This is a genomic window from Silvania sp., from assembly GCF_051656365.1.
Classification (GTDB): domain Bacteria; phylum Pseudomonadota; class Gammaproteobacteria; order Enterobacterales; family Enterobacteriaceae; genus Enterobacter; species Enterobacter hatchlandensis.
Genome location: NZ_JBOGBT010000110.1, coordinates 19,187 through 45,423 on the forward strand (window position 1 = coordinate 19,187; position 26,237 = coordinate 45,423).

At 57.5% G+C, this 26,237-nt stretch carries 25 protein-coding genes; 15 read left to right on the forward strand and 10 right to left on the reverse strand.

The features are described 5' to 3' along the window. Positions 1–10 precede the first annotated feature (10 nt). A complete protein-coding gene (locus tag ACRDD5_RS22110; protein ID WP_438678002.1) occupies positions 11–922 on the forward strand; it encodes an alpha/beta fold hydrolase in 912 nt (303 codons plus the stop codon). Positions 923–957: 35 nt separating this feature from the next. Here ACRDD5_RS22110 and ACRDD5_RS22115 read toward each other — a convergent pair whose 3' ends face one another. The 3 genes from ACRDD5_RS22115 to ACRDD5_RS22125 all read right to left on the reverse strand — a co-directional run bounded on the left by ACRDD5_RS22115 (position 958) and on the right by ACRDD5_RS22125 (position 2,771). Further along, the gene (locus ACRDD5_RS22115; protein WP_438678003.1) at positions 958–1,275 is read right to left on the reverse strand and encodes a YebG family protein; all 318 of its coding nucleotides are present in this window, start codon (positions 1,273–1,275) and stop codon (positions 958–960) included. A gap of 236 nt (positions 1,276–1,511) precedes the next feature. Further along, positions 1,512–1,724 carry a transcription antiterminator/RNA stability regulator CspE gene (gene cspE, locus ACRDD5_RS22120; protein ID WP_271281968.1) on the reverse strand — a complete coding sequence of 71 codons (213 nt, stop codon included), beginning with the start codon at positions 1,722–1,724 and terminating at the stop codon, positions 1,512–1,514. A 531-nt stretch (positions 1,725–2,255) separates the two neighbouring features. After that, positions 2,256–2,771: a DUF6622 family protein gene (locus ACRDD5_RS22125; RefSeq protein WP_271281967.1), complete on the reverse strand. Its 516-nt coding sequence runs from the start codon at positions 2,769–2,771 to the stop codon at positions 2,256–2,258. A 567-nt stretch (positions 2,772–3,338) separates the two neighbouring features. On the opposite strand from ACRDD5_RS22125, the gene ACRDD5_RS22130 reads away from it, so the two are divergent. From ACRDD5_RS22130 to cydB, 5 genes are all read left to right on the forward strand, one after another. Beyond that, positions 3,339–3,503, forward strand: a complete 165-nt coding sequence (locus tag ACRDD5_RS22130) for a general stress protein (protein ID WP_271267343.1) — start codon at positions 3,339–3,341, stop codon at positions 3,501–3,503. A gap of 92 nt (positions 3,504–3,595) precedes the next feature. Continuing rightward, a complete protein-coding gene (locus tag ACRDD5_RS22135; RefSeq protein ID WP_271281966.1) occupies positions 3,596–4,096 on the forward strand; it encodes a YciE/YciF ferroxidase family protein in 501 nt (166 codons plus the stop codon). Positions 4,097–4,120: 24 nt separating this feature from the next. After that, positions 4,121–4,627 carry a ferritin-like domain-containing protein gene (locus tag ACRDD5_RS22140; protein ID WP_438678004.1) on the forward strand — a complete coding sequence of 169 codons (507 nt, stop codon included), beginning with the start codon at positions 4,121–4,123 and terminating at the stop codon, positions 4,625–4,627. 58 nt (positions 4,628–4,685) lie between these two features. After that, entirely contained in the window at positions 4,686–6,089 is a 1,404-nt protein-coding gene (locus tag ACRDD5_RS22145; RefSeq protein ID WP_438678005.1) for a cytochrome ubiquinol oxidase subunit I, read from the forward strand. Beyond that, a complete protein-coding gene (gene cydB, locus ACRDD5_RS22150) occupies positions 6,089–7,099 on the forward strand; it encodes a cytochrome d ubiquinol oxidase subunit II (protein WP_271281963.1) in 1,011 nt (336 codons plus the stop codon). The genes ACRDD5_RS22145 and cydB overlap by 1 nt, the downstream gene beginning before the upstream one ends. 8 nt (positions 7,100–7,107) lie before the next feature. On the opposite strand, the gene ACRDD5_RS22155 is transcribed toward cydB, so the two are convergent. Genes ACRDD5_RS22155 through ACRDD5_RS22165 form a run of 3 tightly spaced genes read right to left on the reverse strand, consistent with a single transcriptional unit; the run spans position 7,108 to position 8,603 of the window. Further along, positions 7,108–7,632: a 2-oxo-tetronate isomerase gene (locus tag ACRDD5_RS22155; RefSeq protein ID WP_438678006.1), complete on the reverse strand. Its 525-nt coding sequence runs from the start codon at positions 7,630–7,632 to the stop codon at positions 7,108–7,110. Further along, complete coding sequence (locus ACRDD5_RS22160) at positions 7,629–8,081, reverse strand: DUF421 domain-containing protein (RefSeq protein WP_271281961.1); 453 nt, start codon at positions 8,079–8,081, stop codon at positions 7,629–7,631. Before ACRDD5_RS22160 ends, ACRDD5_RS22155 begins: the two co-directional genes overlap by 4 nt. 9 nt (positions 8,082–8,090) lie before the next feature. Then, positions 8,091–8,603 (reverse strand): hypothetical protein, encoded by a 513-nt coding sequence (locus ACRDD5_RS22165; RefSeq protein ID WP_438678007.1) that lies wholly within the window; start codon positions 8,601–8,603, stop codon positions 8,091–8,093. Positions 8,604–8,736: 133 nt separating this feature from the next. Between ACRDD5_RS22165 and ACRDD5_RS22170 the strand changes: the two genes are divergently transcribed. The 8 genes from ACRDD5_RS22170 to ACRDD5_RS22205 all read left to right on the forward strand — a co-directional run bounded on the left by ACRDD5_RS22170 (position 8,737) and on the right by ACRDD5_RS22205 (position 21,837). Further along, a complete protein-coding gene (locus ACRDD5_RS22170; RefSeq protein WP_438678008.1) occupies positions 8,737–9,126 on the forward strand; it encodes a YdeI family stress tolerance OB fold protein in 390 nt (129 codons plus the stop codon). A gap of 223 nt (positions 9,127–9,349) precedes the next feature. After that, positions 9,350–11,029 (forward strand): ShlB/FhaC/HecB family hemolysin secretion/activation protein, encoded by a 1,680-nt coding sequence (locus tag ACRDD5_RS22175; protein WP_438678009.1) that lies wholly within the window; start codon positions 9,350–9,352, stop codon positions 11,027–11,029. After that, positions 11,029–11,577, forward strand: coding sequence for a toxin-activating lysine-acyltransferase (locus tag ACRDD5_RS22180; RefSeq protein ID WP_271281957.1), 549 nt, complete (start codon positions 11,029–11,031; stop codon positions 11,575–11,577). The genes ACRDD5_RS22175 and ACRDD5_RS22180 overlap by 1 nt, the downstream gene beginning before the upstream one ends. Then, positions 11,570–19,972, forward strand: a complete 8,403-nt coding sequence (locus tag ACRDD5_RS22185) for a two-partner secretion domain-containing protein (RefSeq protein ID WP_438678010.1) — start codon at positions 11,570–11,572, stop codon at positions 19,970–19,972. The genes ACRDD5_RS22180 and ACRDD5_RS22185 overlap by 8 nt, the downstream gene beginning before the upstream one ends. Next, positions 19,969–20,430: a hypothetical protein gene (locus ACRDD5_RS22190; RefSeq protein ID WP_438678011.1), complete on the forward strand. Its 462-nt coding sequence runs from the start codon at positions 19,969–19,971 to the stop codon at positions 20,428–20,430. Before ACRDD5_RS22185 ends, ACRDD5_RS22190 begins: the two co-directional genes overlap by 4 nt. Before the next feature lie 16 nt (positions 20,431–20,446). Further along, positions 20,447–20,590 (forward strand): hypothetical protein, encoded by a 144-nt coding sequence (locus ACRDD5_RS22195; protein WP_438678012.1) that lies wholly within the window; start codon positions 20,447–20,449, stop codon positions 20,588–20,590. 183 nt (positions 20,591–20,773) lie between these two features. Next, positions 20,774–21,004 carry a hypothetical protein gene (locus ACRDD5_RS22200; RefSeq protein ID WP_438678013.1) on the forward strand — a complete coding sequence of 77 codons (231 nt, stop codon included), beginning with the start codon at positions 20,774–20,776 and terminating at the stop codon, positions 21,002–21,004. 272 nt (positions 21,005–21,276) lie between these two features. After that, positions 21,277–21,837 carry an Ail/Lom family outer membrane beta-barrel protein gene (locus ACRDD5_RS22205; RefSeq protein ID WP_438678014.1) on the forward strand — a complete coding sequence of 187 codons (561 nt, stop codon included), beginning with the start codon at positions 21,277–21,279 and terminating at the stop codon, positions 21,835–21,837. A gap of 8 nt (positions 21,838–21,845) precedes the next feature. Here the strand turns inward: ACRDD5_RS22205 and ACRDD5_RS22210 are convergent, their stop codons facing one another. Beyond that, on the reverse strand, positions 21,846–22,757 hold the full coding sequence (locus ACRDD5_RS22210) for a LysR substrate-binding domain-containing protein (protein WP_438678015.1): 912 nt from the start codon (positions 22,755–22,757) through the stop codon (positions 21,846–21,848). 97 nt (positions 22,758–22,854) lie between these two features. Between ACRDD5_RS22210 and ACRDD5_RS22215 the strand changes: the two genes are divergently transcribed. Next, positions 22,855–23,457: a short chain dehydrogenase gene (locus ACRDD5_RS22215; RefSeq protein WP_438678016.1), complete on the forward strand. Its 603-nt coding sequence runs from the start codon at positions 22,855–22,857 to the stop codon at positions 23,455–23,457. On the opposite strand, the gene ACRDD5_RS22220 is transcribed toward ACRDD5_RS22215, so the two are convergent. The 3 genes from ACRDD5_RS22220 to ACRDD5_RS22230 all read right to left on the reverse strand — a co-directional run. Beyond that, on the reverse strand, positions 23,451–24,185 hold the full coding sequence (locus tag ACRDD5_RS22220; RefSeq protein ID WP_438678017.1) for a class I SAM-dependent methyltransferase: 735 nt from the start codon (positions 24,183–24,185) through the stop codon (positions 23,451–23,453). The genes ACRDD5_RS22215 and ACRDD5_RS22220 overlap by 7 nt on opposite strands. A gap of 93 nt (positions 24,186–24,278) precedes the next feature. Beyond that, positions 24,279–25,667, reverse strand: coding sequence for an amidohydrolase family protein (locus tag ACRDD5_RS22225; protein ID WP_438678018.1), 1,389 nt, complete (start codon positions 25,665–25,667; stop codon positions 24,279–24,281). A gap of 17 nt (positions 25,668–25,684) precedes the next feature. Then, a partial coding sequence (locus ACRDD5_RS22230; RefSeq protein ID WP_438678019.1) for a carbamate kinase occupies positions 25,685–26,237 on the reverse strand: 553 nt, incomplete at its 5' end.

The window sequence follows — 26,237 nt, forward strand, 5'->3', positions numbered from 1 at the left end:
GGGAGATCTCATGTTTACCGCAATTATCCGTGCCATGATCGGAGGCGCTCTTTTAGTGATGTCAGCCTTCGTCCCGACGTCCGCAGCGCCGTCTCCGTCCATACCTTCAGAACATCAGAACTCGCAGCGTATCTCTGTCCAGACGCAAGGCTCAGGAACGGATGTGATATTGATTGCGGGACTGGCGTCGTCTCGCGACGTTTGGGCCGATTTAGCATCAGGTTTACGTAGCAGCCACCGTATTCATCTTGTAGAACTTGCGGGCTTTGCGAGTACACCTGCCATTTCCAACCCCGAGGGTAAGGTCCTCGCGCCAGCCGTTGACGCCATCGCTGAATACATCCGCACCCAGCACATCAACGCCCCGGCGATCGTTGGCCATTCTCTTGGGGGGGAAATTGCTTTGATGCTGGGGGCCCGTCATCCCGAACTGGTCGGTCGGCTGATGATCGTCGATGCTTTGCCGTTCTATACGTTGATGATTGACCCTGCGGCGACCAGCGAAACGGCTGCCCGGCATGCCACTGCTACGCGGGATTGGCTCCTGGCGCAGTCGCCGGAGCAAATCGTAGCGTTTCAGAATACATCCATAGCCCGTTTAGCGAAGACCGAGGCGGTGAGGCCTGCTCTGGTGGCTGCGGGGATCAATTCCGATCGCAAAACCGTTGCGGATGCAGTGTATGAATTGATGATTACCGATTTGCGTCCCGAGCTTGGCCGCATTAAAGCGCCGATTGAGATCCTGTACGCGTATGACGCCTTATTCGGGATACCTGCAGCCAGCGTGGATGCGATGTACCGTCAAGCCTATGCCTCTGCACCCAATATCCATTTCACGCGGATCGATGACAGTTTTCACTTTATCATGCTTGATCAGCCTGAACGGTTCTCCCGCGCAGTTGAGTCATTCTTAAATGAATAATGGATGCCTGCATCAGTGATGATGTGTGCTGGCAATCAGGCAGCGTTAACTGCTCTGATTTTTTTACTGCCAGCCGCATCAGACTCTGTTTTATCTGTTGCCGTTGCGGCATGGATATCCGGGAGCTTGCTGGTACGCAGAATATGCAGCACGGCCTCTTTCTGCTCGGCGAGATGCAGCCCAAGATCTTCAGCCTGCGTTTCATCCATCTGCATTCCGCTTTGCAACAGCCAGTCGGTGAACGCTTCTGCCATGTCGAGCAGTTTGTCGTGCGCGTCAGCCTCTTTCTTACTGGCAAATGTCATTTTCTCTTCACCTTTTCTTACGACAACAAATTTTGTTTCAACAGCCATAATGCGCCCCTTTCACTGTGTTTATATACAGTATATCAGCTCCGGGTTTGTGTTGCAGCCAAAATATGCCTGCCTGTTTTCCGCCGGGCGGTCACCTGCAGGAGTGACACCAGGGAGGTAAACGCAGGGCAATAAAAAACCCGCACTGGGCGGGTTTATTTTCTTATCAGCGGAGCTTAGCTGCTCGGGTCATTGCCGTCATCGCTGTTGTAAACGTTGCTGATAATGAGCACGGCTTACAGCGGAGTAACGTTACCCGCTGCTGGGCCTTTAGCACCATTTTCAATGGTGAAGGAGACTTTCTGGCCTTCTTCAAGCGTTTTAAAGCTGTCGCTCTGGATAGCAGAGAAATGTACGAATACATCTTTGCTGCCGTCGTCAGGGGTGATAAAGCCAAAACCTTTATCTGCGTTAAACCATTTTACTAAACCAGTCATTTTGTTAGACATAGAGACTTCCTTACTTGATGAGCCACGCAGTGTGGCGATAATGGCCTGTATTAGAGTAGCTTATTTGGCACTTAGGAGGAGGCTCATGAAGAAGGGTATCTGTGGATAACACCTGAACTGAGGACTGCTTTACTAAAACTGCTTTCATAAGGTCTGTGTTCCAAACCGAGGAAACCATTAAGACACAGGGAAATTATTTTAGCAACGTTTATGTTTTTTATTTTACACGCTTAAACACCTGGATGGCTGAATGTCCGTTAAAGGGGGCAAGAATAACGTTAACACGCATATTAACGGTAAAATTTAGCTAAGCGCATAATATCTTATTTTAATTTTTCTGCGAGACAGGGAAATATAAAATTAATCACCCGCGTATATATCGCAAGAATTTACCGGCAATTATTTTTTATTATAACTGGCGTCAGCTTGTTGCCAGAGGTGAAAGCTATGGCGTTCACGGCTAACACAATAATACGATCCCATTCCCCAGCATCCGGGAGCCTATCTGATTGTCGATACCCTGCCCACCCATCAGCCTGGCATTACCTCAGCCGACATATAGACCCCCACATAGCGCACAAATTTCCCCACAAATACGCCAGCGAACACCCCGCCGACGATAATCACGCAGGCGCTCACCCCGGGTCGCTGCAGTAGCTCGGGCGACATGGCGGTCATAACCCCCAGCACGTACTTCACTGCAAAGGTCAGCATCATAAAAGGCAGCGCGGAGTAGTCTGCCGGGCGGTGAATGCTGCGGGGGGCTGGAGCGCGGGTCACCGCCGCGCGTTTGATCAGCACGTACCCCATCGCTGCACCGCTGAGTAACCCCACCAGCCACAGGGACCAGGTGGCGACGCTCTGCTCGCGGTACATCACCATATCGTAGAGATCCCAGATCAGAAAAATGGCCGGGATGATGGCCAGCTTTTCCAGTGCGACGGTGGCAGGCTTACGCGCCTTGATGCCTCTGCTGATCAGGAACACCAAAAGGACATACACCCAGACGGGTGTATGGGTCAAAATCCCGGAGATCGTCTCAGTCATCTGGCGCACCGTCGCTTACGGGAGGATAAGAATCGACTCAGTATTGCGCATCTCATCCATTACGCCATCATACTTTATAAGGTTATTTCTCCTCCTCTGCGGTGATCTGCCAGAAGCTTCACAGCCTGCTCGCATTTATTGACCATGCAAAATAAACGAAGCCGCTTACGAATTTATTTCAACCGTTACTACATCGTTTCAAGAATAATATTAAAACCAATTAAGATTAATCCCACGTTTTTTTATTATTTATACGCTAAGGCCGTTGGAACAAGATCGTAAATTTACGTAAAGAACCCCGTCACGCCTGGCGCGCAGCGCTTCACCGAGGCGATGAATAATCGTTTCCCGAACAGTGCATGAAGGTTGTTTGAATACATCATCTTGCACGATATTTATTCAATGACAAGCGAAGCGCTATTTATCAGTAATGACACTTCATGAAAAAATTTATTGAAGTTACCTCGTTTGACTCTTCAATAATAATGACTAAATTTAAATCTGAACGACAACGGAGATGAATAAACAGATCTCCATACCATAATGGCAACAAAGAGGATTGATAAAATGGCAGACCAACGCGAAAACCGTGATAAAGCCTCTGACACTGGCAAAAAAGGTGGTCAACAAGGCAGCGGCAATTTCAAGAATGATCCGCAGCGTGCTTCTGAAGCAGGTAAAAAAGGTGGTCAGCAAAGCCATGGCGGCGGGAATAAATCTGACAAATCCTAACTCATCTCATTATTAATACCGGCTTTTATAATTGACCAATACTCTGCGGGTCCGTGGACTCGCAGAATTTTTACGTCACTGGAGAAAGTTATATGAATATGAAATCGATTGAAGATGTTTTTATTCATCTGCTATCAGATACCTACAGCGCGGAAAAACAACTGACCCGCGGTCTGGCTAAACTTTCTCGTGAAGCATTCAGCCCCGAACTGAGCGCTGCGTTTAAAGCGCACCTGGAAGAAACCCACGGCCAGATTGAGCGTATCGATCAGCTCGTCGAGAAAACCCCCAACGTCAAACTGAAACGTATGAAATGTGTGGCAATGGAAGGCTTAATCGAAGAAGCCAATGAAGTGATTGAAAGCACCGACAAAAATGAAGTCCGTGACGCCGCCCTGATCGCCGCCGCGCAGAAAGTCGAACACTATGAAATAGCCAGCTACGGTACTCTGGCCACCCTCGCACAACAATTAGGCTATACCCAGGCGGTAAAATTATTAAACGCCACGCTGGAAGAAGAAAAATCCACCGATCTTAAGCTGACCGATTTGGCTGTCGGCAATATTAATCAGAAAGCGGAAAACAAAGCCTGAATTAACCGCAGCGAGGAACAGAGTATGACTCACGTAGAACACTATCATGACTGGCTACGCGATGCCCACGCGATGGAAAAGCAAGCGGAATCCATGCTCGAATCCATGTCCAGCCGTATCGATAATTACCCGGCGTTACGTACCCGCATTGAACAACATCTGACCGAAACCCGACATCAGGTAACCGTGCTGGAAGAGATCCTCGATCGCAATAATATTTCCCGCTCGGTCATAAAAGACTCCATGAGTAAAATGGTGGCCTTTGGGCAATCCGTCGGCGGCATGTTCCCCTCGGACGAGATCGTTAAAGGTGCGATTAGCGGCTACGTTTTCGAGAATTTCGAAATAGCCTGTTATACCTCGCTGGTCGCCGCCGCAAAACAGGCGGGCGATACCGCGTCCGTACCGGCCCTTGAAAACATCCTTGCTGAAGAGCAGCGGATGGCAGACTGGCTTCTTGAGCACCTTCCTGACACCACCGAGCAGTTCCTGCTGCGCGCGAATGCCCCGGGCGTGAAAGCCAAAAACTGACGATTGAACCTCTGAGCCCCGCACCCGCGGGGCATTGTTGCGAATAGGGGAAGAGGCGATGTTCGAACTCGATGCGTTTCATCTGGCCAGGCTTCAGTTCGCCTTCACCGTCTCGTTCCATATCATCTTCCCGGCGATCACCATCGGCCTTGCCAGCTATCTGGTGGTGCTGGAAGGCATGTGGCTTCGCACCAAAAACGACGTCTGGCGCTCGCTGTATCACTTCTGGCTGAAAATCTTCGCCGTCAACTTCGGCATGGGGGTGGTCTCCGGACTGGTGATGGCCTATCAGTTTGGCACCAACTGGAGCGGCTTTTCCCAGTTTGCCGGGAGCATTACCGGCCCGCTGCTCACCTACGAAGTCTTAACCGCCTTTTTCCTCGAAGCGGGTTTCCTCGGCGTGATGCTGTTTGGCTGGAACAAGGTTGGGCCCGGCCTGCACTTCTTTGCCACCTGCATGGTGGCGCTCGGCACGCTGATGTCCACCTTCTGGATCCTCGCCTCGAACAGCTGGATGCACACCCCGCAGGGCTTCAGTATCCAGGACGGCCAGGTGATCCCTGAGGACTGGTTCGCTATTATCTTTAACCCATCCTTCCCCTACCGCCTGATCCACATGTCCATCGCCGCGTTCCTGAGCAGCGCCCTGTTTGTCGGCGCGTCCGGCGCGTGGCATCTGCTGCGCGGCAACGACACTCCGGCGATCCGCAAAATGTTCTCGATGGCGCTATGGATGGCGCTGCTGGTGGCCCCGATCCAGGCCCTGGTCGGGGATATGCACGGCCTGAATACGCTGGAACATCAGCCCGCGAAAATAGCCGCCATCGAAGGCCACTGGGAGAACCGCCCCGGTGAAGCCACCCCGCTGCTGCTGTTTGGCGTGCCGGATATGGACGAAGAGCGCACCAAGTACGGCCTGGAAATCCCGGCCCTCGGCAGCCTGATCCTCACCCACAGCCTGGACAAACAGGTTCCGGCCCTGAAAGAGTTTCCGAAAGATCAACGCCCCAATTCGCTGATTGTCTTCTGGTCGTTCCGCCTGATGGTCGGCCTGGGGCTGCTGATGATCCTGATGGGGGCCGTCGGCCTGTGGCTGCGCCATCGTCGCCGCCTTTATCACTCCCGCCCGTTCCACTGGTTCGCCCTGGGCATGGGGCCAGCCGGTCTGGTGGCGATCCTCGCCGGTTGGGTCACCACTGAGGTGGGCCGTCAGCCGTGGGTGGTGTACGGCTACCTGCGCACCATCGACGCGGTATCGCTGCACAGCACCCTGCAGATGAGCATCAGCCTGCTGGCGTTTTTCGTCGTCTACTGCTCGGTATTTGGCGTTGGCTACGTCTACCTGATCCGGCTGATTAAAAAGGGGCCGCAGCCGACCGTCAGCCTCACCTCGCAAACCGACGGTCGGCCCGCGCGCCCGCTCTCGGCTGCTGAACCCGTTGTGGAAGAGGAGAAACGCTAATGGGCGTCGATATCTCGGTTATCTGGTTTGCGATCATCGTTTTCTCCACCCTGATGTACATCATCATGGATGGCTTCGATTTGGGTATCGGCATGCTGTTCTACTTTGAGCGCGATCCGCAGGCGCGGGACGTGATGGTCAACAGCGTGGCCCCGGTGTGGGACGGGAATGAAACCTGGTTGGTGCTGGGGGGCGCCGGGCTTTTTGGCGCGTTCCCGCTGGCCTATGCGGTGATCGTCGACGCCCTTACCATCCCGCTGACGGCGATGCTGATTGGCCTGATCTTTCGCGGCGTGGCGTTCGAGTTTCGTTTTAAAGCCACCCCGTCGCATCGGGCCTTCTGGGATTACGCCTTTGCCGGGGGATCGCTGCTGGCGACCTTCAGCCAGGGGATCGTGGTCGGGGCGATGATCAACGGTTTTGAGGTGGCGAACCGCCGCTTCGCCGGGGGCGCGCTCGACTGGCTGACACCGTTCAATCTGTTCTGCGGCCTGGGGCTGATGGTGGCCTACACCCTGCTAGCCACCACCTGGCTGATTATGAAAAGCGAAGGCCGCCTGCAAACCCACATGCGCACCCTCACCCGCCATGTGCTGCTGGCGCTGATGGCGGTGATTGCGGTGGTCAGCCTGTGGACGCCGCTGGGTTGGCAGTATGTCGCCGAGCGCTGGTTCTCGCTGCCTAACTTCTTTTACTTCCTGCCGGTGCCGCTGCTGGTGCTGGTGTTCAGCGCCTGGATCTGGCGTCTTACCCGTAACGCCAACAGCCACGCCCTGCCGTTTATTCTGACCTTGGGGCTGATCTTCCTCGGGTTCAGCGGGCTGGGCATCAGCCTGTGGCCGAACATTATCCCGCCGGCTATCTCCCTGTGGGATGCAGCCGCTCCGCCGTCCAGCCAGCTGTTTATGCTGGTCGGCACCCTGCTGATTATCCCGGTGATCCTGGTCTACACCGCCTGGAGCTACTACGTGTTTCGCGGCAAGGTCACCGACACGGAGGGCTATCACTGATCCCCTCGCTAATGCAGCTGCTTTTTCCACTGCGGTATGCGCCTGATGACCTCTGTCAGGGCATAGCGCACCGCTTTTTCAATCACGTCATCGCACTCGCCGGTAAAGTGCTGCACCGTGGCGCGCACTTCCCCGTGAAAGCTCCACGCAAACCACACCGTGCCCGCGGGCGTGCCGTCATCCCCGCCGTCCGGCCCGGCGTAGCCGCTAATGGCGACGGCAATATCCACCTCGGCGACGCGCAGCGCCCCCTGAGCCATCTCGCACACCGTCTGCTCACTGACGGCGCTGTATTTCTCTAAAGTTTCTGGCTTCACCCCCAGCACCTTCTGTTTGGCCTCATCGGTGAAGGTGACTAACCCCACGCCATAGAAGTCGGCGGTGTCCTCCTCGGCACACAGGGCCGACGCCAGCTTGCCGCCGGTGCAGGACTCGGCGGTGGTCAGTCGCCACCCCAGTTCACTTAACACATACGCCACCTGCCTGGTCAGCTCGGCGGCGGTTTTGGCCTCGTTCCAGATATTGGCTGTCATGATTCACTCTCTTCCGGAATAATAGAAATATGACCATTGCATTCAAGGATCGCGTATTTAATTTTCGCCAGCTGATAGATGCCGTGATTTTGCCGGGCGGAGACCATCACATCGTCGCAGGAGACGTTAACCTGCTTTAACTTCTCCTCCTGCGGTTTGCCGTGGGCCACCAGAATAACCGGCGAGCCATCGAGTAACGATTCGGCCCGGGAGGAGTATTTCTTCAGATAGCCAAACAGCATATCCACCACCACCAGCGTCACGATGGTCAGCATCGCGCCGGTTATCGAGAAATCATTCCCCAGCAGCGCCTGCTGGGTGGCCTCGCTAATAATCAGCAGCAGGATCAGGTCAAAGCTGGTCATTTGTAACAGCGCCCGTCGCCCGGCAATTTTAAATACCACCAGCAGGATCAGATAGACGGCGACGGCGCGAAAGATCATATCCATCGTATCCTCCTACGGATAGATAAACTGCCAGAACGACATTTCCGGCGCATTATTGACGTGCAGAGTGGTCACGGCTTTTCCGGGCTGGTCCGGCGCAGTATAGATCCACACCGAAAAATCCCCTTTCTGCCCGGCGGGATGATAAACCAATATTAATTTCTGCCCCTGGCTGTACATATTATCCGGCTGCGGCCAGATAGCGCTGGTTTCAAAGCTGTCCATATATTCGCCACCAAGCACCAGAGTGGTATTTTCTTCAGGCTCGCGGGCCACAGTGATTTTTAATTGCAGTTGATTTTGCAGCCGCCCGAAGCGTTGATACTCTATTTTAACTGTCTTATTTTCAGTGGATTGACTGGCGTGGCTGAAATAACCCACCGAAAATACGCCCGACAGCGCGGCGGCAATGATGAGGAGCAGAAAAACAAGACCATAACGACGGAAGGCGGACTCCAGCGCAATAGCGAAGCGGCTCTCATCTACCCCGGGCAATTTATCGGGATTGCCATGTCCATTCGCCATATTTCGCCCTACCGCCTCGTTAATTAACATTATGATTTTTAGTCATAATTCTCTTTAAGACAGTTCTTGTTTGCAAAGGTAAAAATAGCAACCAGACTTAATCTGTCAAGCCACTACTCACTCAGGAGGCAGTATGAAATTATCCGTTGCGCCGCTGTTTTGTTGTCTGTTAATCCCAACGGCCTGGGCCGATGATAATGGCGGACTGAAAAAAGACACTGCCCCCCCGCCACCGCATGCGCTGGAAGAAGGTTATCGTGGTACCGAAGACGCCAGAATAATGACCGTCGAGCAGGCAAAAGAAATGCACGACGGGGCCACCATTTCATTACGCGGTAATTTAATTGATGGTTCCGGAGATAAATATGTCTTCCGCGATAAAACCGGAAAAATAGATACTATTATTCCACAGTCTGTTTTTGATGGCAGAACGGTTAAACCGGATAATATGATCAGCATTAACGGCAGTCTGGATAAAAAATCCACCCCGCCGGTGGTACGCGTCGATCGCATTCAGAAATAATCCGGCAATAATTTCACTTAAGTTTCGCGTGGATATTCCTCAGCATCCACGTGAAACCACCAATATATTCTTCACCTCATCAAACCTACCAGATTTAAGGAGTCATAAACTCGGATAATTCCGGGCTTTAGGATTAATCCCCCTTTCATTCCCCCTGCAATAAATAAACAATTTTACACAAATTCACACTGCAACTTATTTGCTTACACGGCACGGATCCTTGATGAACGCCCGATACCCTATCGCCATAATAATAACGACAGCCGCTGGCCTGCCTTTACTGTTCTCTGCCCACGCGGCGGAGCCGGATAATCAATTTATAATTCAGCAGCAGCGTCAAAGAGCCTTAGAGCAGCAATTAACCCCGCCGGTGCCCGATGTGCGGCTTTCTGAGCCGTCATCAGGCTTTGGCAAAATTGCCTTCCCGACGGAAACCCCCTGCTTCCCGATTAACCGCGTCGAACTGAGCGGCCAGCAGGCCCTGCCCCACTGGCTGCCGCTGCAGCGAATTGCCGACCAGGCCCAGGGGCGCTGTCTGGGCGGTAAAGGGATCAATCTGCTGATGAGCACCCTGCAGAACCGGATTGTCGATCACGGCTGGATCACCACCCGCGTGCTGGCTCCGTCACAGGATCTGAAAAGCGGCACCCTGAAACTGGCCATCGTGCCGGGGGCGATCCGCCACGTAACGCTGACCAAAGAGAGCGACGACTATATCCAGCTGTACAGCGCCTTCCCGGCACACGAAGGGGAGCTGCTGGATCTGCGCGATATTGAACAAGGGCTGGAAAACCTGCAGCGCCTGCCGACGGTAGAAGCCAACATGGAGCTGCTGCCAGGGGAAAATCCGGGTGAGAGCGATGTGGCGATCGTCCGTAAGCAGAGCAAAATGTGGCGTGTCGGCCTGTCGCTGGACGACGCCGGGACCGAAACCACCGGGCGCTATCAGGGCGGCGTCACCCTGTCGCTGGATAACCCCTTCTCCCTGAGCGATCTGCTGTATGTCTCCGCCAGCCACGATCTGAACGATAAAAGCGGCAAGGGCAGCAAAAACTACACCGCCCACTACTCGGTGCCGTTCGGCTACTGGATGCTGGGCATCACCGGCAGCGACTACGACTACCACCAGACCGTCGCCGGTTTGAACGAAGATTATCGCTACAGCGGCAAAAGCAAAAACCTCGATATTCAGCTCAGCCGCGTGCTGCACCGCAACGGCTCACAAAAAACCACCCTCACCTACGACGTCCTGGCGCGGGAAACCCGCAACTTTATCGACGACACGGAGGTGGGCGTTCAGCGTCGGCAGACCGCAGGCTGGCGCGTCGGGCTGGAGCATCGCCACTACATCGGCCAGGCGACGCTTGATGCGGGTATCAGCTATCAGCGCGGCACCCGCTGGTTTGGCGCGCAGCCTGCCCCGGAAGAGTACTGGGGCGATGCCACTGCGCTGGGCAAAATCACCCTGCTGAGCACCCAGCTCGATCTGCCGTTTGCCATCGGCACGCAAAACTTCCGCTACAACGTGCAGTACCTGCGCCAGATAAGCAACACCCCGCTCACCCCGCAGGATCAGTTCGCCATCGGCAACCGCTGGACGGTGCGCGGCTTTGACGGCGAGCGCACCCTCAGCGCCAGCCACGGCTGGTACGTGCGTAACGATCTGGCCTGGCGCACGCCCCTGCCGAATCAGGAGTTCTATCTGGGTGCCGACTACGGCGAAGTGGGCGGCTACAGCTCGGATCTGCAGGTCGGTAAACACCTGGCGGGCGGCGTGGCGGGCCTGCGCGGCAACGCCTTTAACACCGGCTACGACCTGTTCGCCGGGACGCCGTTATCGAAGCCGGACGGCTTTGCCACCAGCGATCTGACGCTCGGCTTTAACCTCAACTGGAGCTGGTGATGCGCGTCGGAAATCTGGAGATCAAAGCCCCGCTGATCCTCGGCGGTGAAGAGAGTGAAGCCGAGGTGCTGGGTGCCACCGTCTGGCTGTGGATGCACTCCCCGATGCACCGGGATGCCCCGCTGCATGCCCTGCCAACGCTGCTGCTGCCGATCATTAAGCGCCGTCAGTACGTGCTGGTGGTTGAAAACGACCGCCCGGTCTTTTTCCTCAGCTGGGCCTGGCTGAATGAGGAATCGGAAGCCCGCTTTCTCACCCGCCCGTCCATTGAGATGCCAGAGGCAGACTGGGACAGTGGGGATCGGATCTGGTTCTGCGACTGGATCGCCCCGTTCGGCCACACCGCCGAAATGTCGGCCCTGCTGCGTCGGGATATCTTCCCCGACCATATCTGCCGCGCGCTCTGGCATCGGGGCGCCGAGCGTGGCAAGCGCGTGATGCTGTTCCACGGCAACCACGTCAGCCGCCAACACGCCAGAGCCTGGCAACAGAACCACCCGCTCGCCGTAAACCTGCCGGAAGCGTTTAAAGGAACGAACCATGAATAAGAACCTGTACCGAATTGTCTTTAACAAAGCGCGCGGCATGCTGATGGTGGTGGCGGATATCGCCCGCTCCGGCCGCGCCGGTTCGTCCCGTTCTTCCGGTATCAGCCAGACCCACAGCCGTCTTATTGGCAAAGTAAGCGCCCTCAGCTTTAGCCTGTGGCTGGCAATGGGGGCGGTACACACGGCGCAGGCCAACATCGTTGCCGACGCCGGTGCACCTAAAAACCAGCAGCCGACGGTGATCAACAGCGCCAACGGCACGCCGCAGGTCAATATCCAGACCCCGTCTGACGCCGGGGTGTCGCGCAACAACTACACCCAGTTCGACGTGGATAACAAAGGGGTGATTCTTAACAACGCCCACAACAACGTGCAGACCAACCTTGGCGGCATGGTGGCAGGCAACCCGTGGCTCGCCAGGGGTGAAGCCAAAGTGATCCTCAACGAGGTCAGCTCCCGGGATCCGAGCAAACTCAACGGCATGATCGAAGTTGCCGGTAAAAAAGCGCAGGTGGTGATCGCCAACCCGTCGGGCATTACCTGTAGCGGCTGCGGCTTTATCAACGCCAACCGCGCCACGCTCACCACCGGCCAGGCGCAGATGAAAGACGGCAACCTCACCGGCTTTAACGTCGAGCGCGGGGAAGTGGTGGTCGAGGGTGCCGGGATGGACACCTCCGGCGCGGATTACACCGACATTATCGCCCGCTCGGTGAAGGTCAACGCCGGACTGTGGGCCAACGATCTGAAGATTACCACCGGGCGTAACCAGGTGGATGCCGCCCACGAGAGTATCGAAAAAGGCAGCGACGATCCGGCCACCCGCCCACAGATGGCGGTAGACGTGGCCAGCCTCGGGGGCATGTACGCAGGCAAAATCCGCATGGTGGGCACCGAGCGCGGCGTCGGCGTGCGTAACGCAGGCGCCATCGGGGCCCAGGCAGGCAGCGTCACGATCTCAGCCGACGGACGCATCGAAAACAGCGGCACCGTCCGGGCCAGCGACGCTGCCCGCCTGCAAACCGCAGGCGAGATGAACAACAGCGGGGCGATCACCGCCGCCAGCCACGTCCGGGTGAACGCGGGAAGCCTCACCGCCAGTAAAGCGAGCGTGCTGGCCGCCGGGGTGACAAACGACGGCAGGCTTGCCGAGGCGGGCGATCTGGAACTCAGCACCCGCGGCCAGCTCAGCGCCCACGGGCAAACGCTGGCGGGCGGCAATCTCAGCGCCAGCGGCCAGGGCGTGGACGTCAGTGGCAGCCAGACCCAGGCTAAACGCGTCCTGCTGGACGGCGGCGCGGGGGATGTGACCACCGCCAGCGCGAAGGTGAACGCCAGCGAACTGACTGTCCGTAGCGGTAAATTACTCAATAACAACGGCGGCACGCTGGGCGCGGAGGCGATTAACCTCAGCGCTCACGACCTCAGCAACCAGCAAGGCAACATCGTCCAGCGCGGCAGCGGCGCGCTGGCGGTAAACCTGCCGGGCAACATCGATAACCGGCAGGGGCAGATTGGTGCGGCGAACGGCGTCCAGCTCAAGGCCGGTGCCATTGATAACAGCGACGGGCAGATCGTGGCGGTCGCTGGCAACACCCGGCTCGAGGCGGGTACGCTGGATAACGCCCGGGGGCTGATCTCTGCCGCCGCGGGCGACGGCGAGATCGTCAGCCAGCAGGCCGTAAACAACGCTAAAGGCCGCATTGAGGCGGCAAAAACCCAGCGCATCGGTGCGGCTAACCTCAACAACCAGCAGGGGGTGATTGTTGCCGACGGCGCGACGCTGGCGCTAAACGGCGAGTTTGATAACCGCTCCGGCTCCCTGCTCTCTCTGGGTTCGCTGGATGTGGCGAGCGGCGGGCTCAATAACCAGCGCGGCTTCCTCGCAAGCGACGGCGATTTTAGCCTCAATGCCCGCGATATCGACAACACCGACGGCCAAATCGGTGCCAACCAGCGCCTGACTGCCGGGTTCGCCACGCTGACCAACAACGACGGTGCGCTGAAATCGGTCGGGGCGATGACCCTGACCGGCGGCCTGCTGGATAACCGCCACGGCACCACCTTATCCGCCGACAGCCTTGCGTTTTCCGGTGAGCAGCTCAACAACAGCGCCGGGACACTGGCGGCGGCAGAGGATCTGTCGCTCACCGCCGCCACCGGGCTGAATAACCAGAGCGGCCTGCTGCAGGGCAGCGGCGTGAACATCACCACCGGCACGCTGGATAACCGTGCGGGCGGGCGCATCACCGGCGAGGCCGATACCGCCCTGCATACCGCTTACCTGCAAAACGGCGGCGGGCAGATCCAGTCGGTGGGCGATCTGCTCCTCGACAGCGCCCAGGGGGCGGTGAATAACGTCTCGGGGCTTATCCGCAGCGGCAAAAGCGTAACCCTCACCGCCCTGAGCTTCGTTAACCAGAACACCCTCGGTGAAAATCAGGGCCTGGAGGCGCAGAGCCTGGCGCTCACTACCGGCTCGCTGGATAACCAGAGCGGCAGCATCCTGGCAAATAACGCCCTGAGCATCGAAAACCGTGGCGTGCTGAACAACCGCGCGGGCGCGCTGGCCTCGGCCGGGAGCGTCGATCTTCGCGGTAACGGGCTTGCCCTTCTCAACGCCGGGGGCGTCGTCAAAGCGGGCGAAACCCTCAGCGTGCAGGCCAATAGCCTGGATGCCAGCGGTCAGCTGCTGTCGCTGGGGGAGATGGATTTACATAGCGTCAGCGGCGTCACCAACAGCGGCACCACTATTGCCAACGGCAATCTGACTTTCACCACCGGGGGCGACCTGACCAACAGCGGCACGCTGATGGCAGGCAGCGCCCTCAACGTGCAGAGCGCAAATCTGAATAATCTCGCCAGCGGCGAGATCAATGCCGGCAGCACCACCCTGAACAGCACCGGGACGGTACACAATACCGGCCTGATCGACGGGATCATCACCCGCATCAATGCCAACACCCTCACCAACATTGGCACGGGTCGGATCTACGGCGATGCGGTGGGCGTAAACACTATCACCTTTAATAACCTCGCCGAAAACGGCACCGCGGCGACGCTCGCCGGGCGCGAGCAGGTTAATCTTGGCGTGCAGACGCTGAACAACCGCGACCACGGTCTGATCTACAGCGCAGGCAGCATGAGCATTGGCGGCGCGCTGGACGACAGCGGGGCCGTCATTGGCCGCGCGGGAGCCATCAACAATCACAGCGCCACCATTGAGTCTGCCGGGGACATGGCCATTGCCGCCGGGCAGATCAACAACATTAACGACCACTTCGCCACCGAGGTGGTGCGCGTCTCTGAAGAACAACTCACCGACTACCAGCACTCCGGCTCGACCAACCGCTGGAGCTCAACCGACGATGGCGTATGGGTCGATCGTAACTCTGCCGACGGGCTCAAAAACCTTAACACGCCGGATAAAACCGGCCACGGCAACGATAACTTCAACCAGTACGACTACACCCGCACGATTGACGAAACGCGGATCAAAGAGAGCGACCCGGCGAAGATCCTCGCCGGGGGCAACCTGTTGCTGACGGGCGATAAGCTGTTTAACGACAACAGCCAGGTGATTGCGGGCGGCACGCTGGCGATTGACCGGCTGAAAAGCGTGCAGAACGACGAGGTGCCGGGCAAGCGCTACACCACTGATGACGGGACCGTCACCCACTACTATCGTATTCGCCACAAAGGCGACGATGAGCAGGGCCGCAGCCGCACCGCCTATACGCCGCCGACCGTTATCCAGAGCATTTCCCTGAAGCCGGGCCAGCTGGTGAGTAACGGCAGCGTCGAGGGTAGCAATCTCAACATTACCCCGCTGGTGCTGGCAGGCACGGATGTGGCGATCGGTCAGGCCGCAGGCGTAAAACCCGCGCCGCAGCAGACCGTCTCGCCGGGCGAGCCGGTGACCCCGCCTGCCGGACAGCAGTTTGAAGTCACTCCTGCCGAAGGTGCGATCCGCATTATCGGCCCCAACACCACCCTGCCGGATAACAGCCTGTTCAAGGTGAACCCGTCGGCCACTGTGCCGTATCTGGTCGAAACCGATCCGCGCTTTACCAACGAGCGCCAATGGCTCGGCAGCGACTATATGCAGAACGCCTTCAGCGCGAATGGCGACAATACGCAAAAACGCCTCGGGGATGGTTACTACGAGCAGCGCGTGATCCGCGAACAGGTGATTGGCATTACCGGCCAGCGCTACCTGGACGGCTACAGCAACGACGAAGAGCAGTACAAAGCGCTGATGGACCAGGGCATCACCTTCGGCAAACAGTACGATCTGAAGATCGGCGTGGCGCTGACGCCCGCGCAGATGGCGCTCCTGACCGGGGACATCGTCTGGCTGGTGAACACTCGCGTGAAGATGCCGGACGGCTCGATGGAGAACGTGCTGGTGCCGCAGGTGTACGCCAAGGTGAAACCGGGGGATATCGACGGCTCCGGGGCGCTGATTGCCGGGAACAATGTCTCGATCAAGCTCAACGGCGACCTGTTTAACCAGGGCACCCTTGCCGGGCGCAAAGTGCTGCAGCTGGATGCCGACAACATCACCAACCAGACCGGCACGATGCAGGCCGCAGACGTGAGCCTGAACGCACGCACCGATATCAACAACGTCGGCGGCGCGATCGTCGGCGACAGTAGCGTGCTGGCCAGCGCCGGGCGCGACATTACCCTCACCACCACCACCGTCAGCGCCGACAGCGTCAACGGCGAGAACCGCTTCGCGCGCACCACCATTGACAGCGTCTCGGGCATTTACGTGCAGGGCGACGACGGCAAGCTGGCCCTGCAGTCCGGGCGCGATATCACCCTGACCGGGGCGCAGGTGATCGCAAGCGGCGAGAACGGCAAAGCGCAGCTGGTGGCCGGACGGGATATGACCCTCAACACGGTCACCACCGCCAGCCGCGATAATCTGGTGTGGGATGCCGACAACACCCTGAAACAGGGCGAGACGCACAGCGTGGGCAGCGAAGTGACCGGCACCGGTGACGTCACCCTGGCGGCAGGTAATGACCTTAACGCCCGCGCCGCCGCCCTCTCCGCCGGACAGGCGCTGAACCTCAGCGCCGGGAATAACCTGACCCTGACCGCAGGTGAAAACAGTCAGGATCTGGACGAACGGCATAAAGTGGTCGGCGGTAACGGCTGGCTGTCGAAAACCACCACCACCACCCACGACCAGATCGCCCGTCAGACGGTACAGAGCAGCGAGCTAAATGGCGATACCGTTAACCTTACCGCTGGAAACGATTTGACCGTGCGCGGCAGCAACGTGGCGGGCACAGGCGATGTCGCCCTGCTGGCGGGCAACAATCTCACCGTCGATACCCAGGGCGAGCGCAATACCGAGCTGCACCAGAAGCAGGAGAAAAAATCAGGGCTGTTAAGCTCGGGCGGGATCGGCTTTAGCGTCGGGACCCAAAGCATCAAAACCACCGATACCGGCGCGGACGCCACTCAGGCAGGCAGCACCGTCGGCAGCGTCGACGGCGATCTGACCCTGCGCGCCGGGGATCGCCTGACGGTCAGCGGCTCGGATCTGGTAGCCGGTCAGGATATGACCCTCAGCGGCAAAAACGTCGACATCACGGCAGTGAACAACCGCAGCCAGCAAACCCACGAGGTGGAACAGAAAACCTCCGGGCTGACTCTGGCGCTCTCCGGCACCGTCGGCAGCGCCCTGAACAGCGCCGTCGAGGCCTCCCAGCAGGCGAAATCCTCCGGCAGCGGCCGTCTGCAGGCGCTGCAGGGGGTGAAGGCTGCGCTCTCCGGGGTGCAGGCCGCCCAGGCCGCGCGGATGGATCAGGCCCAGGGGGCGGACGCCGGCAACACCAACACCGTCGGCATTAGCCTCTCTTACGGCAGCCAGTCGTCGAAATCGACCCAGACCAGCGAGCAGAATATCGCTCAGGGCAGCACCCTCAACGCCGGGCGTGACCTCAGCGTTACCGCCACCGGCAGCGGCGAGAGAGGCGCGGACGGGGATCTGACCGTCGAAGGGAGCCAGCTTAAAGCGGGCAATGACCTGACCCTCGCCGCCAACCGCGATCTGTACCTGCGCTCGGCGCAAAACAACCAGCTGCTGGACGGTAAAAACGACAGCAAGGGCGGCAGCGTTGGGGTCGGGATTGGTGTGGGCTCCGGTGGCTTTGGCCTTAACATCTCTGCCAGCATCAACCGGGGCAAAGGCAGCGAGAGCGGCAACGGCACCACCCACAGCGAAACCACCGTCGACGCGGGCCGTCAGGTGACGCTGCTGACCGGACGCGATGCCACCCTGACCGGGGCGCAGGTGAGCGGTGAAACGGTGAAAGCCGACATTGGCCGCAACCTGACGCTCACTTCCGAACAGGACAGCGATCGCTACGATTCAAAACAGCAGAATGCCAGCGCGGGGGGCAGCTTCAGCATCGGTTCCATGACCGGCTCGGCCAGCATTAACCTCAGCCGCGACAAGATGCACAGCAACTACGACTCGGTGGTGGAACAGACCGGGATCTTCGCGGGCAAAGGCGGGTATGACGTCAGCGTGGGCGAGCATACCCAGCTCAACGGAGCGGTGATTGGCTCTACGGCGACCGCTGATAAAAACCGTCTTGAGACCGGCACCCTTGGCTTCAGCAATATCGAAAACCGCGCCGACTTCGAAGTGGAACACCAGAGCGTGGGGATGAGCACCGGGGGCAGCATTGGCAGCCAGTTTGCCGGCAACATGGCCAACGGCCTGCTGGTGGGGGCGAATCGCGAGGGACACGACAGCAGCACCACCCACGCCGCAGTCTCGGACGGGACCCTGATTATCCGCGACCCGAATCGTCAGGTTCAGGATGTCAACCAGCTCAGTCGCGACGTGGAGCACGCCAACCAGACGCTCTCCCCTATCTTCGACAAAGAGAAAGAGCAGGAGCGCCTGCAGCAGGCCCAGCTGATTGGCGAGATTGGCAATCAGGTGGCCGATATTGCCCGCACCGAGGGCAGCATCCGCGCCACCAACGCGGCGAAAGAGAAGCTCAACAACGTTAACGCCCAGGATTTACAGGAGGCGAAAGCCGCGTGGGAAAAAGCCAACCCGGGCAAAACCGCGACCCTTAGCGACATCAACGGCCAGATCTACCAGACGGCCTATAACGACGCGCTCAACGTCTCCGGCTTTGGCACTGGCGGGCAGTATCAGCAGGCGATTCAGGCGGCGACGGCGGCAGTTCAGGGCCTGGCGGGGAGCGATCTCAGCGCCGCGCTGGCGGGCGGTGCCGCGCCGTATATTGCAGAAGTGATTGGTCACCACAGCGGCCTGAACGACGCGGGCAAAGTGGCCGCCCACGCGGTGGTCAACGCCGCACTGGCCGCCGCCCAGGGGCAAAACGCGCTGGCGGGTGCCGCCGGTGCCGCCTCGGGCGAACTGGTGGGGATGATCGCTACCGAGATGTACGGTAAATCGGCCGACGAGCTGGACGAAACGCAGAAGCAGACGGTCTCTGCGCTGGCGACGCTGGCGGCAGGGCTTTCCGGCGGACTGGTGGGCGACAGTTCTGCTTCTGCCGTGTCGGGGGCGCAGGCGGGTAAGACCACGGTTGAGAATAACTCCCTTGGCGACATCGCCGCGGCTCTGGCACAGGGTAAAACCACCGAGCAGGTGGCCGAAGAGCAGGTGAAGGCCGAAAATGAACGCTACCAGCGCGAAAACTGCAGCGGGATGAGCGCCGAAGCCTGCTCGGTTAAAATGTACACCGAGCGTCGGGAAGCGCTGAAAGATGCCGCTTTATTTGGGGTGGATTTTGTACCCATCGTCGGCGATATCAAAGGATTTGCGGAAGCGCACAGTGCGCTTGATTATCTGGCTGCGACGATAGGCATCATTCCTGGCGCAGGAGATGTAGCGGGCAAAGCGATAAAAGGGGCTGAGAAAGCCTTAAAAGCTGGCGATCTTGAAACCGCATCTAAGCTGATTAAACAAGCCAGTACTGAAGTACAAAAAGTTAAGGCTCTGGATGTAGGATCATTCCAGGAGCTTAAAAAAGGTGCAGTGGTGGGCGATAACTTAGAACATGACCATATCCCCTCTTTTGCTGCGCTGAAAAAAGCGAAAGAAATCGAAATTGGACGCCCGTTAACTGAGGCTGAAAGTAGAAAACTTTATCAGAATGCAACTGCAGTAGAAGTGCCTAAGGATGTGCATCAGGCGGGGCCGACCTACGGCGGGAAAAACACAGCGGCACAGATAGAAAAAGATGCTCTGGATCTCTGCAGCGCTGTATGCCGCGATATCACCTCTCTAAGAACCAACCTGGTTGAGCGTGGTTATGATCCAAAACTTGTTGATGATACAATACAAAAAATTATTGACAGAAATCGCCAGACGGGGGTTATAAAATGACAGTGGAATGGGTAAGCTTTATACATGTTCTGGGTAAACACGAACATTCTGTTGACGTTATTAATCTTTGTCAGGCAATCGGTGAACCCCCGGATATATCAGCTGATTCTGGCGAATATAACGATCCTGATGGAAAAACGAAGTATTATAAATTTTATCAGTCTGGTATCGAGATGGGGTTTCGTAAAGACTGCCTGAATCATATTCATTTTTACTTTGGCAATGAGGATGGATATTCACCGTTTGCAGGCAACTTTGTCCCTGGGATTAAAGCGGGTATGGACAGAGTGTCAGTAGCAAATTTACTTGGACAGCCGACGCTGAGCGGAGAAGGTAAATCCGACATGCTTCTTGGGTATATCAATGGGTGGTTAAAATACGAAAATGTTAACTACGCAATACACCTTCAGTTCGAGAAAAACAATCAACTGTGTCATGCAACGCTGATTAAGAAATAGATAACCGTTGCTATCCATGAAGAGAAAAAAGGCATCATCTTCCAGCGTGAAGATGATGTTTAACGAAATGGGAAATGTCGTTGCCTCCTCGGTGGTCAATGCTGCGCTGGCCGCCGTCCAGCTGGCGCAGGGTAAACCACCGAGCATGGGGAATCGCTAAAAGAGATGGCGTTGTTCGGCATAGATTTTGTCCCGGTTGTGGGTGACACATGCAGTGCGCTTGATTATGTGGCAGCGACATTGATGGCAGAAGACCGATAGATAAAACATTGAAGAATGCATCGGGAGGAAATGATACGTCTTATTCCTGGTAACGCAGAACTTCCTGCTGGAAAATTTAAATATGAGACTCGATAATTCTAAAAAATCCATATGGGCGCTTTTTGGCCTATGTTTTTTGATGTGCATCGCGTTAATGATGATTGGTCTTTTTTCTTATCTGGTTAAAGGCTGGTTGATCTGGGACTTTGATAAGCCTTTTCCTTTCGGAAAAGAAGAAATGTTCACCATCTTAGAAATCAGTCTCTTAGGAATACCCACAGGGTTGGCGTTCTGGATTTTTGGTATCCGTTAAAACCACGAACAGAAAACAGGCATCATCTTCCAGTGCGAAGATAATGTATAACGTGACGTAGCATGACAATACTTAATCCAAATCACTGACTACCCTACCAAAATAGGGGAGGCAAATTCCAGGACTATTCCGGCCTTTAAGATTATTCCCTATTTCATCCCCTGCCAAAAAAACCAACAATTTAACCGCTTTATGTGGCGTGGAATATTTCCTGATTTAGATATGGATATATCCGACATAACTTACAAGAAATAGTGACAAGGATTACGGAAATGAAAACTCTCTCTCTGGCGGTATTGGTCGCAGCGGGTCTGATGAGCGGTGCGGCACTGGCGGATAATCACACCGTCTCTGTGGGATATGCGCAGAGTAAAGTCGAACATTTTAAAAATATTCGCGGCGTGAACGCGCAATATCGCTATGAGTGGAATTCTCCGGTCAGCGTGATGGGGTCATTCACCTATATGAGCGGCGACGATGACCAGAATTATTCTATTGCGTCTGACTCGATTCATAACCACGTTGACGTGAAATATTACTCCCTGATGGTCGGCCCGGCTTACCGCATTAACGACTTTGTCTCCCTGTACGCGCTGGGCGGTTTTGCCCACACCAAAGCGGACGGCGACACCACCTGGGTCAACGGCGGAGATAACTACACCCAGCGCGACAGCATCTCTGAAAAATCGTCCTCTTTCGCCTACGGCGCGGGCGTGCAGTTTAACCCGACCGCAGAGCTGGCGATCAACGTCGGTTACGAAGGCACCACCACCGATATCGACGGCGACCGTGGTATCAATGGCTTCAACGTGGGCGTAGGTTACCGTTTCTAACCCTCACCCTAACCCTCTCCCTGAAAGGGAGAGGGGACAGACGGTGCCTGTGTGATGATATGAGCAATAAACGCGGTGAGTTTTGGCAGCGGGCGCAAGTCCTGTCGCCACAGCAGATGCACCGGCCTCGGTTCGGGGGTGAAGTTCTCCAGCACCCGAACCAACCTGCCGTTCGCCAGTTCATCTGCCACCAGCACCTCCGGTTGCAACAGCAATCCCGCGCCGGCAATCGCCGCCATCCGCAGGCCGAAGCCGTCGTTACAGCGTAAAATCGCATCGCGCTTCCAGCGCACCTCCCCTTCCACGCCCGGCAAGCGCCACTCGTTGCGCGCGGTCCAGACCGTGTGGGACAAGCACAGATGATCCACCAGATCCGCAGGCGTATGCGGCGTGCCGTGATGGGCTAAATAGTCCGGTGCCGCACAGATCACCATCCGGTACGGACAGAGGTATTTCGCCACCAGATCGTCGGAGTGGATATCGCCGATGCGGATCGCCAGATCCACGCCCTCCTCCACCAGATCCACCCTGCGGTTGGTCAGATCCAGCTCGATGCGCACGTCCGGGAAGCGCTGCAAAAAGCTGGCGGTCAAAGGCGCGATCACGCAGCCGCCAAACGAGGTGGGCGCCGTCACCCGCAGCGTCCCGGCAGGCGCGGCGCGTAAGCGCTCGACCGAGCTTTCGGCGATCGACACCTGCTCCAGCACCCGTTTCGCCTCGTCAAAATAGACTCGCCCGGCGTCGGTCAGGCTCTGACGACGGGTATTGCGCTCCAGCAGCCGGGTGCCGAGCTGGCTTTCCAGCAGGGCGACGTACTTCCCGACCATCACCGCCGACATCTCCAGCCGCGTCGCCGCCCCGGTAAAGCTGCCGCTCTCCACCACCGCGATAAACGTTTCCATGCCGCGAAGCTTATCCATATTACAAACCTCTGGTTAGTAATCATCTAACGTCAGGCCAGTTTATCCGCCATCCGGTTTATTAAACAATGGGGGTTCACAATATAAGGAGTCGGCTATGAAAATCGTCATTATTGGTGCCAGCGGTACGGTCGGTCGGGCAGTGACCGAGGAATTGAGTCGTCGCCACGAGGTGATCCGCGTGGGTCGCACTCAGGGCGACTATCAGGTGGATATCACCTCCCAGGCCAGCGTGCAGGCACTGTTCGAAAACATCGGTCCGGTGGATGCGATTGTCTCTGCCAGCGGCGGGCTGCACTTTGGCCCGCTGGCGACCATGACCGACGGCGACTTTAACCAGGGGTTGCAGGATAAACTGCTGGGACAGGTGCGGCTGGCGCTGACCGGGCAGCACTACCTGAATGAAGGCGGGTCGATCACCTTGATAAGCGGAATTGTGGCCGACGAGCCGATTGCCCAGGGGGTGAACGCCACCACGGTCAACGCCGCGCTGGCCGGGTTTGTCCGCGCTGCCGCCTGCGAGCTGCCGCGCGGGATCCGCATCAACCTGATTAGCCCGACGGTATTAACGGAATCCGCAGCAGCCTACGACGGTTTCTTCCCGGGCTTTGAAAGTGTGCCCGCCGCGACTGTTGCCCAGGCCTATCGCCGCAGCGTGGAAGGGGTACAGAGCGGACGGGTGTATAAGGTAGGTTACTGATCCTTGCGGGCTGAAATCAGCACCAGCATCGGGCGTTCCGCCTCTTCAGCCAGTGCAGGCCAGGCGTCAATCTGCGCCTGCGTTGGCCCCCATTCGTTGACGTTGCTAATCGTCAGTCCGGCCTGAATCAAAGCGTTGAGGATCGTGCCAAGCGTGCGGTGGTATTTGATGACCCCCTCTGCCAGCCAGTTGCTGACGCGCTGGCCTTCGTCCTGATAATGGTTTACGCCCCAGAAACGTTCGCCGCTACTGTCGGCTAACCAGCCCTGACGCGTGGCGCAGGTGTAGATGGGGTGTTCCATTGAAAACACCAGATTGCCGCCCGTTTTCAGCGCGTGCTGGATTTTAGCGAACAGCGGGTCAAGCTCAGGCAAGTAGTGCAACGCCAGCGAGCTGTAGACCAGATCGAGGCTGTTCGGTGCGAGGGTAATGGATTCCAGGTCGCTGCGCTGGTAGTGGATGCTGGCATCGTCAGTGAGCTCAGCCGCACGTGCGAGCATTTTTTCGGAGAGGTCAACCCCGGTTACCTCCGCTGCGCCAAGCGTGCGCGCCACCCGGCAGAACCAGCCGTAGCCGCAGCCAAGATCGATAACCGACTTGCCGGTTAAATCCGGCAGCATGCCTTTCAGTGAGGCCCACTCCGGGGCGCCATCCAGACCCTGAACCGAGCGCGGCAGCTGGGCATAGCCTTCAAAAAATGCCGGGTTGTCGTAGATATTTTGTGCCATGGCAGATCCCTCCGTAAGAATGTGCCTGGCAGTATATCGTACAAAAGGTGCGGCCTGATGCCCTCTCCCCGCAGGGAGAGAGCGAAAGGCAAATTACCCCACCGTGCCCCACACCAGGTTGCCGTTGTGGAATGTTGCGGTGCGCGGGGAAATGCGCGCCACCGCTTCGGCGGAACAGGAGGCATCCACCAGCACAAAGCTGGCGGCGTCCTGCGCCTTCGGCCACACGCGCTCGCCTTTGTCGTTTAGCGGCAGCACGTCGCCAGTGGCGATACCCAGCGAGCGGGACAGGGTTTGCTCGTTCGGGCGGATATAGAGCTGAGCATACAGGTTGGCTTTTTCCAGCATGTCGCCCAGACCATACGGTGACCAGTGGTCGATCACGCTGTCGGTGCCGGAGATCACAAATACGCCCTTATCCCGCAGCTGTTTCAGCGGCATGTGCAGCGTACCAATCGGCACCGTCGACGCCACGGTGATCTGCTGCGCGGCCATGCGGGTAGCAATCTCATCCACCTGCTTCTCGTCCATCATCGCCAGCGCAAAGCCGTGGCTGATGGTCAGCTTGCCCTTGAGCTCCGGGGTTTTCTCCACGGTTTGCACCATGTAGTTCACCGCCGCAATGCCCGCCGGGCTGGTTTCGTGCAGGTGGATATCAACGCCTTTATCGTAATCCAACGCAATCTGGAACATCAGGTCGAGGGATTTTTCCATCGCGCCATCGACGCTGGTGGGATCCAGTCCGCCCACATAGTGCGCCCCGGCCTGCATCGCGTCGCGCATCAGCGATTCCGAGTTAGAGAGCAGCAGCCCGTGCTGCGGGAAGGCGACAATTTCACAGTCGAAACCGGGTTTGCGCCGGGCCAGCACCGCCTGCAGGTTTTCGAGGTTTTTCAGGCCCGATGTCGGCTCGATATTGCAGTGGCTGCGGGCAATGGTGGAGCCTTTCGACTGGATCAGATCGATCAGTTTTTCCGCCCGCTCCTGGGTGTAGGGCTGCAGTTCCGGGAGCAGTTTTTGCTCGAGGCGGATCATGTCCTGAATGGTGGTGCCTGCCGGGCGATTCAGCGAACGCCACGGGCCGCCGTAGAAGGTTTTATCCAGGTGGATATGCATGTCGCGCATGGCAGGCAGCAGCAGTTTTCCGCCCGCATCGTAGTGCGGCAGCGTGGCATCGGCGTGGCTTTTGTTGTCGCGCAACGCCGCAATCTTGCCGTCCTTAATTTCCAGCGTTTTCAGCTCGGTGCGGGTGCTAACGGCCACGTTGCCGTCAAAGTTGAACCCGGCCTCCAGCAGCACGTTGTCCAGATAGTAGTGTTTTGCGGTGATGTTCATCGGTTTGCCGGTCTCGCAGAGAGATGTTGCGGGATCTGCAGCATACGCGACGGAACCGGTAGCGCCAAACAGCGCGCAGGCGGTTGCAGCGGTTGCGATTTTGCCGCTCTGGCTGAGAAACTCCCGGCGGCTTTTATTTTCTGTCATCTTATCTTCCTTTTTACTTATACATTCACAATATGGGTGCCGGTTTCACCGCGCAGCGCCGCAGGCAGGCACTCCGGCGAGGTGATGATCACCCGGCTGCCGCCGTAGTGTAAGAATTCGAGGCTGGCAGCAATTTTTGGCAGCATGCTGCCCGCCGGGAAATGCCCCTCTTCCACATAGCGCGTCATCTGCGCCACGTTGACGGTGTCCAGCGCCTGCTGATTCGGCTTGCCGAAGTTAACGCACACTTTCTCCACGCCGGTGGTGATCACCAGCACGTTGGCATTGATCTCACGCGCCAGCAGTGCGGTGGAGAGATCTTTGTCGATCACCGCATCCACGCTCTGGTAATCCCCTTCGGCGCTGCGCACCACCGGGATGCCGCCGCCGCCCGCACCAATCACCACAAAGCCTTTTTGGGTCAGCGCTTTAATGGCGTCGGCTTCGACGATACGCACCGGCTGCGGTGAGGCCACCACGCGACGGTACCCGCGGCCGGCATCTTCAACAAAGTGCCAGTCCGGATGGGCGCGTTGCAGTTCATCGCGCTGCGTTTCGCTAAAGAACGCG

Bases quoted from the DNA above. Each gene is read 5' to 3' on its own strand.
- ACRDD5_RS22110 (WP_438678002.1), top strand. From the start codon at position 11: ATGTTTACCGCAATTATCCGTGCCATGATCGGAGGCGCTCTTTTAGTG.
- ACRDD5_RS22115 (WP_438678003.1), bottom strand. From the start codon at position 1,275: ATGGCTGTTGAAACAAAATTTGTTGTCGTAAGAAAAGGTGAAGAGAAA.
- cspE (WP_271281968.1), bottom strand. From the start codon at position 1,724: ATGTCTAACAAAATGACTGGTTTAGTAAAATGGTTTAACGCAGATAAA.
- ACRDD5_RS22125 (WP_271281967.1), bottom strand. From the start codon at position 2,771: ATGACTGAGACGATCTCCGGGATTTTGACCCATACACCCGTCTGGGTG.
- ACRDD5_RS22130 (WP_271267343.1), top strand. From the start codon at position 3,339: ATGGCAGACCAACGCGAAAACCGTGATAAAGCCTCTGACACTGGCAAA.
- ACRDD5_RS22135 (WP_271281966.1), top strand. From the start codon at position 3,596: ATGAATATGAAATCGATTGAAGATGTTTTTATTCATCTGCTATCAGAT.
- ACRDD5_RS22140 (WP_438678004.1), top strand. From the start codon at position 4,121: ATGACTCACGTAGAACACTATCATGACTGGCTACGCGATGCCCACGCG.
- ACRDD5_RS22145 (WP_438678005.1), top strand. From the start codon at position 4,686: ATGTTCGAACTCGATGCGTTTCATCTGGCCAGGCTTCAGTTCGCCTTC.
- cydB (WP_271281963.1), top strand. From the start codon at position 6,089: ATGGGCGTCGATATCTCGGTTATCTGGTTTGCGATCATCGTTTTCTCC.
- ACRDD5_RS22155 (WP_438678006.1), bottom strand. From the start codon at position 7,632: ATGACAGCCAATATCTGGAACGAGGCCAAAACCGCCGCCGAGCTGACC.
- ACRDD5_RS22160 (WP_271281961.1), bottom strand. From the start codon at position 8,081: ATGGATATGATCTTTCGCGCCGTCGCCGTCTATCTGATCCTGCTGGTG.
- ACRDD5_RS22165 (WP_438678007.1), bottom strand. From the start codon at position 8,603: ATGGCGAATGGACATGGCAATCCCGATAAATTGCCCGGGGTAGATGAG.
- ACRDD5_RS22170 (WP_438678008.1), top strand. From the start codon at position 8,737: ATGAAATTATCCGTTGCGCCGCTGTTTTGTTGTCTGTTAATCCCAACG.
- ACRDD5_RS22175 (WP_438678009.1), top strand. From the start codon at position 9,350: ATGAACGCCCGATACCCTATCGCCATAATAATAACGACAGCCGCTGGC.
- ACRDD5_RS22180 (WP_271281957.1), top strand. From the start codon at position 11,029: ATGCGCGTCGGAAATCTGGAGATCAAAGCCCCGCTGATCCTCGGCGGT.
- ACRDD5_RS22185 (WP_438678010.1), top strand. From the start codon at position 11,570: ATGAATAAGAACCTGTACCGAATTGTCTTTAACAAAGCGCGCGGCATG.
- ACRDD5_RS22190 (WP_438678011.1), top strand. From the start codon at position 19,969: ATGACAGTGGAATGGGTAAGCTTTATACATGTTCTGGGTAAACACGAA.
- ACRDD5_RS22195 (WP_438678012.1), top strand. From the start codon at position 20,447: ATGAAGAGAAAAAAGGCATCATCTTCCAGCGTGAAGATGATGTTTAAC.
- ACRDD5_RS22200 (WP_438678013.1), top strand. From the start codon at position 20,774: ATGAGACTCGATAATTCTAAAAAATCCATATGGGCGCTTTTTGGCCTA.
- ACRDD5_RS22205 (WP_438678014.1), top strand. From the start codon at position 21,277: ATGAAAACTCTCTCTCTGGCGGTATTGGTCGCAGCGGGTCTGATGAGC.
- ACRDD5_RS22210 (WP_438678015.1), bottom strand. From the start codon at position 22,757: ATGGATAAGCTTCGCGGCATGGAAACGTTTATCGCGGTGGTGGAGAGC.
- ACRDD5_RS22215 (WP_438678016.1), top strand. From the start codon at position 22,855: ATGAAAATCGTCATTATTGGTGCCAGCGGTACGGTCGGTCGGGCAGTG.
- ACRDD5_RS22220 (WP_438678017.1), bottom strand. From the start codon at position 24,185: ATGGCACAAAATATCTACGACAACCCGGCATTTTTTGAAGGCTATGCC.
- ACRDD5_RS22225 (WP_438678018.1), bottom strand. From the start codon at position 25,667: ATGACAGAAAATAAAAGCCGCCGGGAGTTTCTCAGCCAGAGCGGCAAA.